Origin of the sequence: Rubidibacter lacunae KORDI 51-2 (assembly GCF_000473895.1) — a bacterium.
Classification (GTDB): Bacteria; Cyanobacteriota; Cyanobacteriia; order Cyanobacteriales; family Rubidibacteraceae; genus Rubidibacter; species Rubidibacter lacunae.
The window spans coordinates 32,123-49,142 of the sequence record NZ_ASSJ01000074.1; the positions used below are offsets into that span (position 1 = coordinate 32,123).

Consider the following 17,020-nt stretch of genomic DNA (forward strand, 5'->3'; position numbering starts at 1 on the left):
CCGGACGGAACGCACGGTCCAGAGTCCTCCCGGCAATACTCCGTAAAACAGCAGGACCTTCTCTAAGCTTTAGGTCTGTTGGCATATCTTCAGCTCAACCCGGTTGCATTAGGAAACTTCTTATTGGCGGCAGGGTTTGCCATGAACACCGAGGCTGACAATCAAGTCATCGTGACTGGTGTAAGTGTAAAACCCAGGGTTTTGCTCAACCACAGTGTTTTGAGGCGTATCACGCCGGGAATTGGTACCCATGTACGTCAACTGGATGTAGCAACTATTATTGGGAGCATCCCAACTCTCATAGTCGAAGGTCGAGCCGCATGGCGTATTGCCATTCTGAACGAGTGGGAAAAAATTAATCCCGTTCGGACGTTGGTTTCGGTTAACGTCTGCGGGGAAATAACCATTTTCTAAGTTATAGATATACAGCTCGTCCCGGACGGACGCCAACTGCGACTTTGCCTCTGCGTAGCAAGCTTTCTGGACTTGACTTAGAAAGTTCGGTAGAGACAAGGCTGCCAAGATTCCCGTAACAACAAATACAACTATTAGCTCGATCAGCGTGAAGCCGCTCTGCGTAAGCCCGATCGAACCAGTGCGCGCTTTTCCTCCGAGCAGACAGCACATTTGCCATATCAGGAGAGATCTTGGAGTGTTGGTTTCGCTTTTCATTGGACCGATCCCTTAACAGAATCTCGGACTGGTTCACACAGGATGTCGCGATCGCCCCGATCGAGGTCAAAGGCTACCCGAAGCTACTCGCAAGCGCCCCTTAAAACGGGGCATCGACGGATTCATCGAATGTCGATCTCCGTGAGAGTCACAACTAGAGACCGCTTGCCGTCAGCAGCAAACTGTTCTAGAGACACGGCAAAACTGTGTATATCTCACAAGTTTTTGCTGCTCTAGATCGCAGTATGCCCGTTGTCGAACAACTTTCGATCTCCGACCAGGCAGATTCAACAATTTTTGCAACAAAAAAATTGCCTCTGCGGAGGCTTGATTCCATGCGGGCAGTCGGGTTCCGATGCGCGAGAGCATGGCGTTTCTGAAGAGCTCCACCGCCTCGAACCCAGCCTGCGCTACCTTCGAACCTTTTCGCGGCGAGGCGGATATCCGCCTAGACTGACACAAAGCCAGTAAAGATCGCGATCGAGATCTTTGATTTGTGCGAACGCCGCGTGACTGTCGTTGTGCTTGGCTAGGTCCTCGGGTGCTCGATCCGATATATTGAAATTGCGCTCTATGTCAAGCGCTGGGGGCTAAAGCGGCGCTTCGACAGGTCTCGCCTGCTCGGTATTGACATTGCGAAGCCGGAACGACACAACAAAAAATCGTTCGTGCCTTGCAAAGCTACTGGCAAAATTGTTCGACGCAGCGAACGAACAACTCCACACCAGTTGCAAGTGCAGCTTCGTCGAAGTCGAAGCGCGGATGGTGGTGTGGGTAATCCAGTCCGCGTTCGGGGTTGGCAGAACCGACAAAAAAGTAGCAGCCCGGGACTTCCTGCAAAAAGAACGCCATATCTTCCCCGCCCATCGTCTGGCATTCGGGGACGACGCCGGCTGGGGTCTCGATGACGTTCGCCGCGATCGCGCGGACGAGATCGGTAGCTCCTGCATCATTCACCAGTACCGGATACAGTTGCCAGTAGTTGAGGTCGTAGTGCGCGTCTTGGCTCTGGCACGCTCCGGCTATGACTTGCTCGATTCGCTGCCCGAAATACCCGGCAAACTTCGGGTCGAAGTAGCGCACTGTCCCGCTCATGCGAACCGAGTCAGCGATCGCGTTCAAGGCCGTGCCGCCGTGAAACGTGCCGACGCTGACAACCGCCGAATCTACGGGATCGATATTGCGTGCCACGATCGTTTGCAGGGCGTTCACGACCTGCACGCCCAGCACGATCGCGTCGGTGGTTTGGTGGGGCATTGCACCGTGACCGCCTTTACCGAACAGCGTCAGCTCAAAGCATTCTACTGCTGCCATCAGCGCGCCGGTCCGCACGCCCACCGTTCCCAGCGGCAGGTTATTCCAAAGGTGCAAGCCGACGATTGAATCGACTTTGGGATTCTGCAAAACTCCGGCCGCGATCATCGGCTTGGCCCCGCCCGGACCTTCCTCGGCAGGTTGGAAAATAATCTTGACCGTCCCGCGCAGACGATCGCGATGTTGCATCAAATAATGTGCCGTTCCGAGCGCGATCGCCGTGTGCCCGTCGTGCCCGCAGGCGTGCATGATGCCATCGTGCTGCGAGCGGTAAGGCACCTCGTTGGCTTCTTGGATCGGGAGCGCATCCATGTCCGCGCGGATCCCAATGACCGGACCCGGCATCTCGCCTGCAATAGTGGCGACAATGCCAGTTTGTGCGATGCCGGTTTGGTGGGGAACCTGCCACTCAACGAGTTTTTGGGCGACAAATGCCGCAGTCAGATGCTCCTGAAAGCCCAGTTCGGGTCGCTGGTGCAGGTGACGCCGCCACGCAACAAGTTGTGGTTGCAGCGCGCGGACAGCCGGTCGGATTTGAACGGTAGCAGATGTACTGACAGGCGTGGCAAACATAGTAGTGGAGGGTACTGCTAAGTGCAAACCGAGTCAATTTAAACAGTCGATGCTCGAAACAGGGGTTGAGAGTCCGGCTGGCAATCGGGACGTTCGGCCGAAACGAACTAATGGATCTCTAGGAGCGGGGCGCTGACCGGCCACAAACGCTCGATCTCTAGATTAGACGCCGCTGCTGCGAGCGCGCTGCGGTCGTCTGGATCTTCTAGAAACGGCAGTACTCCGAGTACGGGCACTTGGGTGAGGGCAGTTATCGTTTCTATTGGTGCCCAGTCAGCGAGTCGGTCGGGGGCAATCGGGGTCGAACAGTTTAAAACGATGCCGTGGAGATCGACTTGTGTTTGTCGGGCCAGAGCAACGTTGGCAACGGCTTGAGCGATCGCGCCGAGTTTGACGGGGATAACTAGGATTGACGTCAGCCGCCACGCTGCCGCCACATCGGCAACGGTTAGCTCTGCTGTCACGGGCGAACCCAATCCGCCCAGGGCTTCGATCAAGACGAAGTCTCGCGTCTGCTGCAGGTGCGTTAGCGTCTGCCAAATCGCGCCCAGATCGACACTACGCCCGGCGCGAGTGGCCGCTATTGGCGGCGCGACGGGTGTCTCGAAGCACTGAGGTGCCAGTTCTTCGGATGTTTGCTCGAGGTCGGCGAAGAGATGCTGGTAGCGCTCGCGATCGCCCGTGCCGGTTTGGACTAGTTTCAACAGTGCGAGGCGATCGCGGCGGTGAGCTAGCCAGTAAGCTGCCAGTGCTGTCGTAACGGCTGTCTTGCCGACTTCAGTATCCGACCCGGTAACGAGCAGGGAATTCATGTAGCTTTGTTGGCGAGTTTGAACTTATCTATCTTGTCGTAAGACACCATTAACGCGCTTGTTGTCGTCTGCAGAAGTAGGGATGATAAGGTGTAGTCGTCATATGAAATCGTTAGGGAGTTTGCCGTGAGTCCCTCTGCCGCCCTAGCCCTGCATCCTGCGTTGAGCTCAGCTACGGAGCAGAGCCGCTTGCGCATTTTTTCGGGCTCGGCTAATGTCGATCTTTCTCAAGAGGTCGCGCGTTACCTAGGCATTACCCTCGGTCCGATGGTCCAAAAAACCTTCGCGGACGGCGAACTCTACGTCCAAATTCAAGAGTCGATTCGCGGCCGCGATGTCTATCTCATTCAGCCCTGCTGTAAGCCGGTCAACGACCACTTTATGGAGTTGTTGATCATGATCGATGCCTGTCGGCGCGCGTCGGCCCGACAAGTGACGGCCGTATTGCCTTATTACTGCTATGCCCGCGCCGATCGCAAGACAGCCGGACGCGAGTCGATCGCGGCAAAACTCATTGCCAACCTAGTCGTAAAAGCTGGAGCCAATCGCGTTCTGGCAATGGACCTGCATTCGGCGCAAATTCAGGGCTATTTTGATATTCCCTTCGACCACGTTTACGGCTCGCCCGTCTTGATTCGCTATCTTGCCGAGAAAGCCTTCCCCGATCTCGTCGTCGTATCGCCGGATGTCGGAGGTGTCGCCCGGGCGCGGGCATTTGCGAAGAAGCTCGACGATGCGCCCCTCGCGATTATCGACAAGCGCCGCCAAGCTCATAACAAAGCCGAAGTTCTCAACGTGATCGGCGACGTGCGCGGCAAAACAGTCGTTCTCGTCGATGACATGATCGACACGGCGGGTACGATGCACGAAGCCTCGCGCCTGCTGCGCCGCGAAGGTGCCGAACGGATCTATGCCTGTGCCACCCACGCCGTGCTCTCCGACCCAGCGTGCGAGCGCTTGTCAGACGGCTCGTTTGAGGAAGTCATCGTTACGAATACGATCCCGGTTCCAGAGTCACGTCGGTTTTCCCAACTGACCGTGTTATCCGTTGCCGATCTCATCGGCGAAGCCATCTCGCGCATTCACGACGATAGCTCGGTCAGCAGCATGTTCCGATAAAGTGGGCGATCGCGTTGCCTCTATCGTCACGCGCGCTCGGGGGCGATCGCCTGACGCGAGCGCGGTCTGCTACGCTTGAGGCGCACGTTCGTCCCAATCGCCTGCCATGACCGTTCTATGGACGCCCGAGCAGGTTGTTGCCCTCGCCCCCGATACAAAATCGGCGAATAACGGTCGCGCCCTTGCCGACGCGCAACATTGGCTCGGTCTCGGACGCAGCGATCGCGCGCTGTGGGGGGAGTTCAGGGGCAGCGGCAAGCAGCCTTATCAAACGCAAATCGACTTGAGCGAACCAGCCTATCGCTGCACTTGTCCGAGTCGGAAGTTTCCATGCAAGCACGCGCTCGGTCTGTTTTTGATGTATGCCCGCGATGCCGACGCGATCGCGCGGGGCGAGCCGCCAGAGTGGGTGAGCGAGTGGCTGACGCGCCGCGATGGCGTCACAGCAACCCCAGCGGCAACGCGATCGCGTCAGGAGGTTGCCGACCCGGCTGCCCAAGCCAAACGCTTGGCTCAGCGCCAGGCAAAAGTGCGCGGCGGCATCGAAGAACTGGAGCTGTGGCTGCAGGATTTTATCCGCTCGGGTTTGGCGAATGCCCAAACGCAACCGGCGGAGTTTTGGAATATCCCAGCAGCACGTATGGTAGACGCGCAGGCGCGCGGGCTGGCCCGGCAGGTGCGCGAGCTGGCTGGCATTCCGTACGCCGTCCAGCAGTGGCCGGAGCGGTTATTGGCCCGGTTGGGCGAACTGTATTTGCTGTTGGAAGGGTATCGACACTTAGCAGCACTGTCGCCGTCCTTGCAAGCGGACGTGAAATCGCTCGTAGGCTGGGAGCAGAGCGCTAAAGCCTTGCTAGAAGACGAGTCGGGCACGACGGATGTGGAGCGCGATCGCTGGCAGGTGTGGGGACGCAGCGTCGAAGAAGAGGACCGCTTGCAGGTGCAACGAGTGTGGTTGCGCGGAGAGCAAAGTTGCCGCTGGGCGATGTTGCTGGGTTTTGCACCCGTCGGGCAGTCACTGCCGGTCGAGTGCCTTCCCGGCAGTTGCATCGACGCCGACCTAGCTTTTTTCCCGAGTAACGTGCCGCTACGAGCAACCATCAAAACCCGTCGCGGGGCGGTCGAGCAGATCGCGCACGTCGCGCCCGGGCCGACGACGATCGCGGCGGCGATTGCGGAATGGCGAGAGGCGATCGCGCGGCAGCCTTGGCTGGAGCTGTTCCCGCTGTTATTACCGCACGCGCGCTTAGTGCGCCGCGATGAAACCCAGTGGTTCGTCCAAGACGACAGCGGTGACTGTTTGGCGATCGCGCGTGGGTTCCCGTTTGTGTGGGAGCTGCTGGCCCTGAGCGGTGGGCAGCAGCTGGCTCTATGCGGCGAGTGGACGGGGGAGGCAATCGCGCCGGTGGGCGTGTTGGCGAACGGTCAATTCTGGGGGGCGCGATGAGCGCGACGCACCTCTGGCAGCAACTCGTGAAGACGGCGCTGGTGGGCTGCGATCGCCAGTCGCCCGCACTACCGTCGACGGACGGACCGCTGGCGGAGCTGCTCGGACAGCTCGATCCGGACGAGCCGGAACGATATGTGTTGGGGGCAGCCGGCGCGCTGTCGTTCTACCGCAAAGCGGGGTTTCAGCCGGGGCGGCGAGCGCTACCGGCTCCGGAACCGTGCCCAGCCGACGAGCTGCCGCGTTGCAGCCTGCTGGCTCGGGAGTTGCTCGTTCGATGCGTCGAGAGTTCTCCCGAATTACTTCCCGAGTGGCTGGCGCTGGCAACAGCTCGGGGACAGCGCGTTGCCGAGGTGCTGTTGCCGACCTTGCTCAACTTCGGGCGGACGCGCGGGAACCTGCGTGCGGCGATCGCCCCGGTGTTAGGCGCGCGCGGTCGCTGGCTGGCTGCACAAAATCCGCACTGGCATTACGCCGCATTTGTTGCTGACAAGCTGGTCGACTGGCGATCGCGCTGGCAGACCGGCAAACAAGCCGAGCGGGTTCAGATCCTGCGACGGTTGCGTGCGACTGACTCAGAGCTTGCTCGCGACTTGCTGACGGCGACCTGGAAAACCGAAAAAGCCGACGCCCGCGCCTCCCTACTGGAAACCCTGGCTATCGGGCTCGATCTCGCTGACGAAGCCTGGTTGGAAAGTGCCCTCAGCGACCGCAGCAAGCAAGTACGCCAAGTGTCCGCCGCACTGCTGGCTAAACTGCGCGGTTCGAACTATGGCGAGCGGATGCGATCGCGTCTCGACCCACTGCTGCAACTCGATGACCGACAGATTCGGGTTGTGCTTCCCGACACCCTGACACCCGAGATGGAGCGCGACGGCGTGCTAGCTCAAGCCCCGCGCGGCATCGGACAAAAAACCTGGTGGCTGGTGCAGATGTTGGGAGCGGTGCCGCCGGGCTACTGGAACGAGCGCTGGGGGATGACGCCAGATGCGATCGCGCGGGCGGTGTTGCCGCAGTGGCGCGACGATGTTTATGCCGGATGGGCGGCAGCGACAACGAATCAACCCGATCCAGCTTGGGCGCAGGCGCTGCTCTTCACGGTCGTTCGCGACTGGCAGACCCAAGGCGATCGGGCCGTAAAACCATCTTGGCTTCAGGCAATCGCGTCGGTGATGCCGTCGGAGCAGCAACAGGCGATCGCGCTCGATTTAGTGGCGGACGCACGAGGGCTCGACAATCCGGTCGTCATAACACTGCTCGGGCAATGTCAATTTCCCTGGAGCCGCGAGCTGAGTGTGGCATTTGTAGCTCGCTTGGCTGGTGGACTGACCGGCAGCCGCCGCCAGCGTAACGATCGCTGGTGGGAACTGCAAGCGGCCTTCGTGCAAGCCGCACTGTACGTGTCGCCGGACGCGATCGCCGCAATAGACCCACACTTGAACGCGATCGCGGACGCTCATCCCTTCTGGCAGCGCAGCTGCGAAACCGTCCGCGAACGCCTAAAATTGCGGCAGCAACTGCATCGCGCCTTCGCTGCCGCCGCCGCTCATGACTGACGCTACTGCATCCCCCAACACTCGCTCGCTACTGCGCCTGCCGGCAGAGCAGCAGTTTGTCGAAGAATTTGCCGAACTCGACGCGATCGACGATCGGCAGCGACCGCCCAATTGGCGGCTCTCGCCTTGGGCGGTGTCGGTGTACTTGCTCGGCGGTACGCTCGACAACGGCTTCGAGATCGCACCCAAATATTTCGGTAACCGGCGGTTGATTGAAATTGCGATCGCCACCCTCGCGACCGATCGCGCGCTTTTGCTATTCGGCATTCCGGGTACGGCAAAATCCTGGGTGTCGGAACATTTAGCGGCTGCGATTTCGGGCGATTCGACGCTGTTAGTGCAGGGTACGGCCGGGACGAGCGAGGAGTCGATTCGCTACGGTTGGAACTACGCGCGCCTACTTGCTGAGGGTCCGTCGCGAGCGGCGTTGGTGCCTAGTCCCCTCGGAATCGCAATGGAAGCGGGCAAGATCGCCCGCGTGGAAGAACTCACTCGCATTCCTTCAGATGTTCAAGACACGCTGATTACGATTCTTTCGGAAAAAGCCCTGCCGGTGCCCGAACTCGGACAAGAGATCCGCGCGACCCGGGGATTCAACGTCATCGCCACGGCTAATAACCGCGATCGCGGTGTCAACGACCTCTCAAGCGCGCTCAAGCGGCGCTTCAACACGGTGGTATTGCCGGTTCCTGCCGACATCGAAGAGGAAGTGGAAATCGTGCAGCAGCGCGTCGCTAGCCTCGGTCTTGCCTTGGAGCTTCCGGCCGAAACACCTGCCCTGGAGGAGATCCGTCGCGTCGTCACGATCTTCCGCGAACTGCGCGGTGGAGCAACCCTGGACGGTCGCACGAAGTTAAAGGCTCCTAGTGCAACCCTCAGTCCTGCCGAGGCTATCTCCGTGGTCAACAGCGGCCTCTCGCTGGCTGCCCACTTCGGCGACGGCACCCTCAACGCAGCCGAACTCGCAGCCGGAATCGTCGGCGCGATCGTCAAAGATCCGGTTCAGGACAGCGTGGTGTGGCGCGAGTATCTGGAAACCGTCGTCAAAGAGCGCAACGGCTGGCAGGACCTCTACCGCGCCTGCCGCGAGATTTTGTAAGCACGAGCCGTTGAGTGATGGTTGCCCCGAAACTTTTTTACGACTCCAAGCTCGCGAGAACCACCTCGGCCGCCAGCAATTGGCAATTGGGGAACGCCAACGGTGTCAGCGTATCCCCCGCCTGCAGGGTTTGCTTTGTCTGGTAGCCTGCCGTACTCGGGTCGCGATAGATTTCCACGCAGCTCCGCGTCAGATCTACCAACCACATTTCCACGAGTCCTGCCAACGCATAGAGCGGTCCCTTCACGTCGCGATCGAACTGTACTGTGCTGTCTGCAACTTCCACGACCAATAGCACATCGCCTGGTCGCGGATAGCGATCGCGGTAGAAGTCGTCCCGAGGCTTCAGCAGGACCAAATCAGGTTGTGGCTGCGAGCGATCGTCCAGCTCGATCGCGTTCTGCGGCCAAACAATCGCGCGATTGCTCAGTGCTTTCACAAAAGTCTGAGTCAATCGTGCCAAGCATGCTTGATGCTTGGTTCCAATCGGCGACATCTCTAAAATCGTTCCCCGAATCAGTTCCATACGGAGATCGAACTCCAGGATGCCTGCCTCAGCTAACTGCCGATAAGCAGTCACGTTGAAGCGATAGGCTTCTGGGTACGTTGCAGGAGGAGCTTGGGGCATCATCAGGTAACGGTCGGCCGTGAATTGAGGGCTCGCTCGCGCAGCCGAATATGGGGCGAAACGAGCGGTAGGTGCTGTCGGTAGCAGCTCGCTGAACGTGCAAACCTTAACCAAAGCCTACCCTACCGATCGCGGACGGATCGGGTAGGAGCGATCGCTGCTCGAGGGCGCTAACATGCCGATCGAACCCCTACCGCTCACTGCTCGGTTTATGAATACTACGACATCTGCTGCCTCGCTGCCGCCGGGAACCCTCGGGTTGCCCTTTATCGGGGAAACACTTGCTTTTTTGCGCGATCGCAACTTCGCGCGCGATCGTGCTGCGCGCTATGGTCCAATTTTTAAAACACACTTGCTCGGTCGCCCAACCGTATTCGTTTGTAGCGAGGAGGGCTGCCGCTTCGTGCTCGCCAATGAGTCGAAGTATTTTGTCGTGAGCTGGCCGCCGAGCACCCGCAAACTGCTTGGATCGCTGTCCCTGGCGTTGCAGACTGGCGGCGTTCACTACCAACGCCGCCGCATTCTGGCTCAAGCCTTCCAGCCACGTGCCCTCGCCGGTTACATCGAGACCATGGATGCCATCTGCTGTTCCTTTATCGAACGTTGGTTGCAGGTGCGATCCCTCGCCTGGTATCCAGAGTTGCGTCAACTGACATTCGACATTGCCTGCAAGCTATTTGTCGGGATGGATAGCGGCTCGCACAACGAACTTGGAGAGCAATTCGAGTTGTGGTGCCAAGGGCTGTTTACACTGCCGCTGAACTTCCCGTGGACGCGTTTCGGTCGCGCCCGCCGCAACCGCGACTGGCTCTTGCAGCAACTGGAGGAGATTATTCGCAAGCGCCAAGAGTCCGACGATCCGGGCGACGATGCCTTAGGGTTGCTGGTTCGCTCCCGCGATGAAGATGGCAGCCAGCTCGGCTTGGACGAGCTTAAAGATCAAGTGCTGCTGTTGCTTTTTGCCGGCCACGAAACGCTAACCTCTTCGTTGGTGTCCTTTTGCTTGCTGGTCGGGCAGCATCCGGACGTACGCGATCGCCTGCTCGCAGAATTAGATCGATTACCTGACGACGCGCCGCTGACGCTGGAGTCTTTGCAGCAGTTGACTTACTTGGAACAGGTGTTGCAAGAAGTGATGCGCTGCATTCCCCCCGTAGGAGGCGGTTTTCGTACCGTCATCCAAGAGTGCGAGCTGGATGGCTACCGACTGCCGGAAGGGTGGGGGGTGATTTACCAAATCGCCCAGCTTCACATGAACCCCGATCGCTATCCCGACCCCGATCGCTTCGACCCCGATCGCTTTGCGCCCGGCAGCGACAACCCGAGCCAAACCTACAGCTACGCGCCGTTTGGCGGCGGCCTACGAGAGTGTTTGGGGAAAGAGTTCGCGCGGCTGGAAATGAAAATTGTCGCCGTACGCGTCCTGCAAGCCTGCGATTGGACTATCACCCCCGATCAAGATTTGTCGCTGGTAGTCATTCCCTCACCGCGTCCCCGCGATGGTTTGCGCGTGGTGATGCGCGATCGCCGCTCGGCCGGTTAGGCTCGCCGAGTACGCGCGGGCGATCCGTTTGCTTATTGCTCGCGATCGCCCGAACATTATCTGGGACGGATCTAGCTATCATCGCTCACAAGGATGGAGAGAGGATCGAAGCGAGGTGAGTCGCGATGAGTGGCAAGTGCATTGTCTGCGCTTCGAGCCGTATGCTCCGGAGGAAAAAATCCTGTGGAGAATGTGTGGGGTCAGGCGAGGGATGTCTGAAGCGAATGCATCAAAAATGTGAGAAGTTTGGCTTAGCCCGACGAACCTTTGAATGTTTTGTCAAAGAGAAGCTGTACGCGTCCCCAGACCCGAGCAAGTATGCTGCCTTCGCGGGAATTATTGCGGATTTTAAAGGAGAACTAGGTCTGGGGCACCGCGAAAAATTTACGGATTAAGGCGTGACGGGGTCTGAAATGCTCGTGCTGCCCCCTGTCGACCTACGGTCTTGAGCGAATTGATCGAGGTGACCTAACCTTTAAGCAACCAGAATCCAGCAAAAGCTTCCGGCGAATCTTCTGATTGAATGGCGAGGAAATGTACTCCCGCAGCGGCGGTTTTAGCAGTAGCAAACTTTCGGGCTTCGGAACGAAAGCGATCGCGTCCCAAGTCAGCAAAAATCCAGCGATCGCCGATGCCGGTTTCGAGTAACAAACGGGCGGGGCTAATGTCCTGTGCGTGCAGCGCAACCAGTTCCAGTCCCGACAACCAACCTGCCAGCGGCAGCGCCCTCGGCGAGTAAACGATCGTGCCGGGCACGATCGTCTCCGGGTCGATCTCGAGCGGGAAACTTTCACCGAAAGCAATGTCCCACTCGTCCATCTCATCGAACTCGGCGGCTGCCAAACTAGCAAAGGTCCAGCGATCGCCGCGATCGCCGCGCACGGCATCCGGTAACGGGCGCGCGTCACCCATTGGGTACTGCACGGACGCCGACGCAACTGCGTCGGCACTATAGCCAGGTTCTTGAGGATACACCTCACTCAGGCGGTGCTCCAGCCATGCATCTAGGGTGTAAGTTCGGCGGCTGGGCGCAACCGGAATGCCCAGATCGTCGCAGGCCTTGACGATCATGTTATTCATCTGGCGGCGAAAGAATCGAATGCGCTTGGGCGGAGCGGGGGCTTGCGCGATCGCTTCCAATATTGCCTCGCGCAGAAAGACGGAGTTGACCGTTTGCGCCGGGCAGTACTTGGCGAAGTAGAAAAGCGTTTCCGGCGTTCGGTTCGCCGACAGTGGACTTTCGCAAATTGCGACTTCCCAGACTTTTTTGCCGGCTGCATCCACAATCGGACGCGAGTAAAAATCTAGCTCCCAGACGGTCGTTCCCATGCTCGCACCCTCGCTTCACTCTCCACTGTAGATCTTGCACCAACAGATCTCACGTCAAAGCCCGCACTCAGAACCTGCGATCGCCTTACCACCCAGTAGCCATCGGTTGGGCATTCCAGCCTCACGCTATTGGATCGAGCCAGCGTTCGGTTCGGGCGCTCTGCAAAGCACTTGACAATCATCAGACGCCCCCGCGGTTTGTAAGGCAGGCTCGCGGTTCCGCGTCGTACCTCGCTTCCGGTGTGATAATTGACTGAGTAACAGCACCTGCAATCGCAAGCCAAACCTTTAAAAATTCGGGTAACAATTTTGAAATCTAGGGAACCATCATGGCAAAACCGGCAGCAAGCAACAAACAACTCTTGAAGATCTTGATCGGTGCAGCATGGCTCGACGGTCAAATCCAGCCCGAAGAGCGCAACCACCTCAACACCATCGCGCAGCAGCAGGGCCTTGCTGACGATCCGGAGATCGCCCCACTCCTCAGCGAGCAGCGCGTCGTATCTGCTGGGGAATGCCATCGCTGGTTGGAGGATTATCTGGGCGCGCAGCCCAGTTCCGAGGATCGCGACCAACTGCTCGAATCTCTAAGTGCCCTGATTTATTGCGACAACAACGTCGACATTAGCGAGGCCCAACTGCTGTCGCGCATCCAGTCGATGGAGCTCCCCGGCCAGTCGCCGATTGACAAAGCCCTACGTGCCGTTCAAAGGCTTTATCGCAGCGTCGTCTCCGATTAGCGCCCCCAGCCTCACCGAGATCGTCCGAGCGGCGTTTCCCATCGAGCGAGCTGCCGAAGGGTGCCCCGCTGTTAGTAGCTGGGCGTTCGGTCCTAGTTGCATGCCTCTTTACCGCTCGTTTTTCACGATTGCTCCCGTTCCCGAGTTGCCCATGACCTCGTCCGCAAAAGCAAAAATTGTCGTCCTCGACGACGACCCCACCGGCTCCCAAACCGTACACAGTTGTTTGCTGTTAATGCGCTGGGATGTAGAGACACTGCGTCTCGGCCTCGCCGATGCCGCACCGATATTCTTCGTATTGACCAATACCCGTGCCCTGACACCCGATCGCGCTTCAGAACGCACCCGCGACGTTTGCCGCAACCTCCGCACGGCGATCGCTGCTGAGGGCGTCGAAGAGTTTTTGGTGGTCAGCCGTTCGGATTCGACGCTCCGCGGTCATTACCCCCTAGAAACTGACGCGATCGCCGACGAACTCGGTCCGTTTGACGCGCATTTTCTCACCCCGGCGTTTTTCGAAGGCGGGCGCGTTACTCGCGACAGCATCCACTACCTGCACGTCGACGGCCAGCCCGTCCCAGTTCACGAAACCGAGTTCGCTCGCGACTCGGTCTTCAGCTATCGCCACAGCTATTTACCCGACTACGTGGAAGAAAAAACCAACGGCCGCATCCGCGCGGCAGATGTGGAGCGCTTCGTGTTGGCTGACGTGCGCGGGGGCTGCAAAGAGCGCTTGCGGAAGCTGCAAGACAATAGTTGCGGAGTAGTAGATGCCGAAACTCAAGCCGACCTAGATCGCTTTGCCACCGACGTGCTGGCTGCAGCGGATGCCGGGAAACGCTTCTTGTTCCGCTCGGCCGCCAGCCTGTTGACGTCGCTAGCACAATTGGGACCCCAGCCCGTCCCACCCGCACAAATGTCGCAATACCGACCGAGCGAACGCCCTGGCGTCGTCCTCGTCGGTTCCCACGTCAAAAAATCGACGGAGCAACTCGCAGAACTGCTGCAATTACCCGACGTCGAGGGCTTGGAAGTCGATGTAGTGCGTTTGCGCGATTGCCCGGGCGAGCGTGACGCACTACTCCAAGATATCCGCGACCGCCTGACTGGCGTCCGCGATACAGGCAGCACCCCCGTTGTTTATACCAGCCGCGAGGAATTGACGTTCGCAAGCGTTCGGGAGCGCTTGGATTTTGGCGAACGCGTTTCGACGTTTTTGATGGATGTGGTGCGAGCTTTACCGGCCGACATTGGCTTCTTGATTAGTAAAGGCGGCATCACCTCGAACGATACGCTCAGCACCGGACTGAGCTTGCGATCGGCGCGCTTGCTCGGTCAGATCCTGCCGGGTTGCTCTCTCGTCCGCACGCCGGGCGATCACCCGCAGCTCCCAAATTTGCCCGTCGTGTTATTCCCCGGCAACGTCGGCGATGCGCGCGGTCTAGTCGATGCCTACCAGCGCTTGCAGCCAAACTGAAACGCCCCGCGCTGATAGGAACCTATAAACCGGACGCGGTGTAATTGTCTGCCCGGCGACGATCTGAGGCGATCGCGCAGCCGAGTCCGGCAACCTTCTTTACAGGTATTATCCCAACTGTTATCCACCCAACTGTTCGATCAGGCAAGCGCTCAAGTGCTGCGGGTAAGCCAAAACGTCAGGAATGGATTGACAGGGAACTGGACGCGAAGAAACTGCCGTCCACGTCCAATAGTTTGTGGGTTGAGTGAAAGCCGCAGTAGCGATCGAGCAAAGATGGTTGTGGATCCTCACTAAAGCAGTTGGTTCTGACTTGGCGTAAAAAACCATAGCTGGATGCGCTTTAGAACTTACAGCAAGCGAAGAAAGATGCGAACGCTGCATTCTATTGACTTATGGGCATAAGCCCAGCTATTCAGCAGGGGATCGAAGGCTATCGAGCCAGGGAAATCGTTTTTCCTTCTTGAGGAACCATAGTTAATTAGAGGAAGCCACGCTATATCTCGTGAGGTAGTAGTCGGCTCAAGTGATGATTAAGCGCGACCAAAGCGAGGCGAACCTTGCCCAAAGGAAATCATATTCGACTCAAGGGCAAGAGGTTCCCGACTCAAACTTGCCCGGGTTTACCCTAAAATTTTCCAAGCCCGAACCAAGATAGTCTGTAAGTTCCATACAGAACACTTGCAGACTGAAGCGTTGCGAATGCAATCTACACCACTGAAAACCCGGTTAGATTGAAAATCAATGCAGATGGTGCTGAAGCCTATATGCCTAATTTTTCGGTATTGACGCTCGAATACTGTCATGCTACTTTCGAATTAGGAATGACATGGCTGAGATCCCGGAAAGCAACAACGATCGATTTTCCTGGTGCATCAGCCAAGAAGATGTGTCTCACACACATTCGGACAGCAAAACACACAAATTAAGCAATTGTAAATGATTGTAATTTACCATAACCCAGCATGTGGGACTTCAAGAAATGTTCTCAAGCTTATTGAAGCAGCCGGGTATAAACCGGTTGTGATTGAGTATTTGAAAGAGGGTTGGAGCCGGGCTCAATTACTGGGACTTTTTGCCGCAGCAGATTTGACGCCGCTCATGGCACTTAGAGCGACCAAATCACCGGCTAAAGAACTCGGTTTACTCGATGAAAATGCATCTGATGAAACAATTATCAGTGCCATGATAGATCGTCCCATATTGGTCAACAGACCAATAGTATGCACACCCAAGGGAGTAAAGCTTTGTCGACCGAGCGAAGTTGTACTCGAACTATTGGATGGTTAGCAATCAGGAAAACGTGCAAATGAGGATGAAGAAATGGCGATCGCTAACGAAAGCAAACGCCCAATCGCTAGCCCCGAATAAGGAACCATGAAAGATCTTGAAAAGGAAGACTAATTTGAAACTACATTGCTTCCTACAACAATTTTGACGTCGAAGGAATGGCAGCCCTGGTTCGTCCTTAGATTGTTTTTGAAAACATCTCTGGAAGTAAGCCGAATGCTCGGTCGCTGGTGATTGAAGCCTTTCGAAAGCTTGCAAATCAGTCAAAGGATCTATTTTCTTCCAGATATCAGGAAGTGCGAGCCCTTGAGTTCAAAGCAAATACTGTCAAAATAGAAATTACTTTTAGGGGAGTCCTTGCCCGGGATATTCTTGACGGTGCAAGGAAAGGAGAAACTCCAGAAATCTCGGAGAAATCCGAATTCAAGCTTCGAGAGTCGAGCTTATTTTGCGTGATTTGGCTGTAGCTACTGTTGCCGTCGTTCTCTTAGTCTCGCTTCATTCTGTCATTCCGATCGTGTTGTTAGAAAGTAACTTTCCTGATTTTGAAAAGATGCCTAGCTACGAGCATAAGCTGACACTCCTTAAGAGAAAATATCATCTATCCGACGTAACTATAAGCCAGTTCTTTAAATGCTGTCAGTCAAAGGGAACGCATGAATTAATTTCCCACTAAACTTAAGCATCCATATCAACTGGATGGCAATCGCGTCGCTTTTGACCTTGCCTCCGCTTCGGCGGTTTCTATCGCCTGTAAGAGGTCCCTCAAAATCAAAGTTACCCCGCCATCGGAGCGAGGTTGGCGGTCCCATGCCAACACGGACTCCCTCAGCTCTGGAGAAGCAAAAGCGTCCGCTAGCGATCGCTCAATTTGTTCGTCAAGTTGATACTCACCTAGCGTGGGACCGACAACATCACGCCACATCAGCTCTACAAAAGTGCTCTTCGAGTCAGCATCTAAGCATTGAAAAAACAGCATCAGAATGTCGAACACGCCAACGGACTGTTTCGTCTGCTGCGGCAAAAGGTAATCGCACCCCTGTCGGCACTGACAGTAAAAGTCGATGAATGTCGCAGATGCTAGATCTTTAAATTGAGACTTCAAGCGTTGTACTTGGGAAATGAGTTCTTTAGTCGAGTCGGTAATATCCATTGGCTTGAGTGAGGATCTCTTAGGACTGAGGTTTCACCGAACGCGATCGCACTCTAAACGCGGGTCACCCGAACGCTCCAAATCTTTAACGATCTTTTCCCATCCAGGCTGCCCCTAGTTTGGAAAGTGGCGGGCGACCGATTCGAAGCCTTTTGCAGCACATCTCGGTTGGAGTCTGCATCGTAATCAAGTTGTTCTCACCAGTTGGACCTGACATCACATCAGCCCAATTTGCGATTGCTTGCTGAGTTACAAGCTCTTAGCGGCC

At 57.1% G+C, this 17,020-nt stretch carries 14 protein-coding genes and 1 pseudogene; 9 read left to right on the forward strand and 6 right to left on the reverse strand.

Annotated elements, in window-relative coordinates; genetic code table 11:
- Nucleotides 1-78 precede the first annotated feature (78 nt).
- The gene (locus KR51_RS20765) at nucleotides 79-414 is read left to right on the forward strand and encodes a hypothetical protein (protein WP_232214610.1); all 336 of its coding nucleotides are present in this window, start codon (nucleotides 79-81) and stop codon (nucleotides 412-414) included.
- A gap of 99 nt (nucleotides 415-513) precedes the next feature.
- Here the strand turns inward: KR51_RS20765 and KR51_RS21335 are convergent.
- From KR51_RS21335 to bioD, 3 genes and pseudogenes are all read right to left on the reverse strand, one after another.
- Nucleotides 514-672: pseudogene (locus tag KR51_RS21335) on the reverse strand (type II secretion system protein); the annotation flags it as partial.
- A 681-nt stretch (nucleotides 673-1,353) separates the two neighbouring features.
- Entirely contained in the window at nucleotides 1,354-2,559 is a 1,206-nt protein-coding gene (locus tag KR51_RS12895; protein WP_022608409.1) for a M20 metallopeptidase family protein, read from the reverse strand.
- A 107-nt stretch (nucleotides 2,560-2,666) separates the two neighbouring features.
- Nucleotides 2,667-3,371 (reverse strand): dethiobiotin synthase, encoded by a 705-nt coding sequence (gene bioD / locus KR51_RS12900; RefSeq protein ID WP_022608411.1) that lies wholly within the window; start codon nucleotides 3,369-3,371, stop codon nucleotides 2,667-2,669.
- A gap of 126 nt (nucleotides 3,372-3,497) precedes the next feature.
- Between bioD and KR51_RS12905 the strand changes: the two genes are divergently transcribed.
- From KR51_RS12905 to KR51_RS12920, 4 genes are all read left to right on the forward strand, one after another.
- Nucleotides 3,498-4,490 carry a ribose-phosphate pyrophosphokinase gene (locus KR51_RS12905; RefSeq protein WP_022608412.1) on the forward strand — a complete coding sequence of 331 codons (993 nt, stop codon included), beginning with the start codon at nucleotides 3,498-3,500 and terminating at the stop codon, nucleotides 4,488-4,490.
- Nucleotides 4,491-4,596: 106 nt separating this feature from the next.
- Entirely contained in the window at nucleotides 4,597-5,937 is a 1,341-nt protein-coding gene (locus KR51_RS12910) for an SWIM zinc finger family protein (RefSeq protein ID WP_022608414.1), read from the forward strand.
- Nucleotides 5,934-7,493, forward strand: coding sequence for a DUF5691 domain-containing protein (locus KR51_RS12915; protein WP_022608416.1), 1,560 nt, complete (start codon nucleotides 5,934-5,936; stop codon nucleotides 7,491-7,493). The genes KR51_RS12910 and KR51_RS12915 overlap by 4 nt, the downstream gene beginning before the upstream one ends.
- Nucleotides 7,486-8,592, forward strand: coding sequence for an ATP-binding protein (locus KR51_RS12920; RefSeq protein WP_022608418.1), 1,107 nt, complete (start codon nucleotides 7,486-7,488; stop codon nucleotides 8,590-8,592). Before KR51_RS12915 ends, KR51_RS12920 begins: the two co-directional genes overlap by 8 nt.
- A 37-nt stretch (nucleotides 8,593-8,629) precedes the next feature.
- Here KR51_RS12920 and KR51_RS12925 read toward each other — a convergent pair whose 3' ends face one another.
- Nucleotides 8,630-9,334, reverse strand: a complete 705-nt coding sequence (locus KR51_RS12925) for a Uma2 family endonuclease (protein ID WP_198016782.1) — start codon at nucleotides 9,332-9,334, stop codon at nucleotides 8,630-8,632.
- A 61-nt stretch (nucleotides 9,335-9,395) separates the two neighbouring features.
- Between KR51_RS12925 and KR51_RS12930 the strand changes: the two genes are divergently transcribed.
- Nucleotides 9,396-10,763: a cytochrome P450 gene (locus KR51_RS12930; RefSeq protein ID WP_022608422.1), complete on the forward strand. Its 1,368-nt coding sequence runs from the start codon at nucleotides 9,396-9,398 to the stop codon at nucleotides 10,761-10,763.
- Nucleotides 10,764-11,231: 468 nt separating this feature from the next.
- Here KR51_RS12930 and KR51_RS12935 read toward each other — a convergent pair whose 3' ends face one another.
- Entirely contained in the window at nucleotides 11,232-12,092 is an 861-nt protein-coding gene (locus KR51_RS12935) for a Tab2/Atab2 family RNA-binding protein (RefSeq protein WP_022608425.1), read from the reverse strand.
- 329 nt (nucleotides 12,093-12,421) lie between these two features.
- On the opposite strand from KR51_RS12935, the gene KR51_RS12940 reads away from it, so the two are divergent.
- The 3 genes from KR51_RS12940 to arsC all read left to right on the forward strand — a co-directional run bounded on the left by KR51_RS12940 (nucleotide 12,422) and on the right by arsC (nucleotide 15,599).
- Nucleotides 12,422-12,832 (forward strand): tellurite resistance TerB family protein, encoded by a 411-nt coding sequence (locus tag KR51_RS12940; RefSeq protein ID WP_022608426.1) that lies wholly within the window; start codon nucleotides 12,422-12,424, stop codon nucleotides 12,830-12,832.
- Between the two features lie 151 nt (nucleotides 12,833-12,983).
- Complete coding sequence (locus KR51_RS12945) at nucleotides 12,984-14,309, forward strand: four-carbon acid sugar kinase family protein (protein ID WP_022608428.1); 1,326 nt, start codon at nucleotides 12,984-12,986, stop codon at nucleotides 14,307-14,309.
- A 939-nt stretch (nucleotides 14,310-15,248) separates the two neighbouring features.
- A complete protein-coding gene (arsC, locus tag KR51_RS12950) occupies nucleotides 15,249-15,599 on the forward strand; it encodes an arsenate reductase (glutaredoxin) (protein ID WP_022608430.1) in 351 nt (116 codons plus the stop codon).
- Nucleotides 15,600-16,290: 691 nt separating this feature from the next.
- Here arsC and KR51_RS12960 read toward each other — a convergent pair.
- Entirely contained in the window at nucleotides 16,291-16,752 is a 462-nt protein-coding gene (locus tag KR51_RS12960; RefSeq protein WP_022608432.1) for a hypothetical protein, read from the reverse strand.
- Nucleotides 16,753-17,020: the final 268 nt, after the last annotated feature.

Bases quoted from the DNA above. Each gene is read 5' to 3' on its own strand.
- KR51_RS12895 (WP_022608409.1), bottom strand. From the start codon at position 2,559: ATGTTTGCCACGCCTGTCAGTACATCTGCTACCGTTCAAATCCGACCG.
- bioD (WP_022608411.1), bottom strand. From the start codon at position 3,371: ATGAATTCCCTGCTCGTTACCGGGTCGGATACTGAAGTCGGCAAGACA.
- KR51_RS12910 (WP_022608414.1), top strand. From the start codon at position 4,597: ATGACCGTTCTATGGACGCCCGAGCAGGTTGTTGCCCTCGCCCCCGAT.
- KR51_RS12915 (WP_022608416.1), top strand. From the start codon at position 5,934: ATGAGCGCGACGCACCTCTGGCAGCAACTCGTGAAGACGGCGCTGGTG.
- KR51_RS12920 (WP_022608418.1), top strand. From the start codon at position 7,486: ATGACTGACGCTACTGCATCCCCCAACACTCGCTCGCTACTGCGCCTG.
- KR51_RS12930 (WP_022608422.1), top strand. From the start codon at position 9,396: ATGCCGATCGAACCCCTACCGCTCACTGCTCGGTTTATGAATACTACG.
- KR51_RS12935 (WP_022608425.1), bottom strand. From the start codon at position 12,092: ATGGGAACGACCGTCTGGGAGCTAGATTTTTACTCGCGTCCGATTGTG.
- KR51_RS12940 (WP_022608426.1), top strand. From the start codon at position 12,422: ATGGCAAAACCGGCAGCAAGCAACAAACAACTCTTGAAGATCTTGATC.
- KR51_RS12945 (WP_022608428.1), top strand. From the start codon at position 12,984: ATGACCTCGTCCGCAAAAGCAAAAATTGTCGTCCTCGACGACGACCCC.
- arsC (WP_022608430.1), top strand. From the start codon at position 15,249: ATGATTGTAATTTACCATAACCCAGCATGTGGGACTTCAAGAAATGTT.
- KR51_RS12960 (WP_022608432.1), bottom strand. From the start codon at position 16,752: ATGGATATTACCGACTCGACTAAAGAACTCATTTCCCAAGTACAACGC.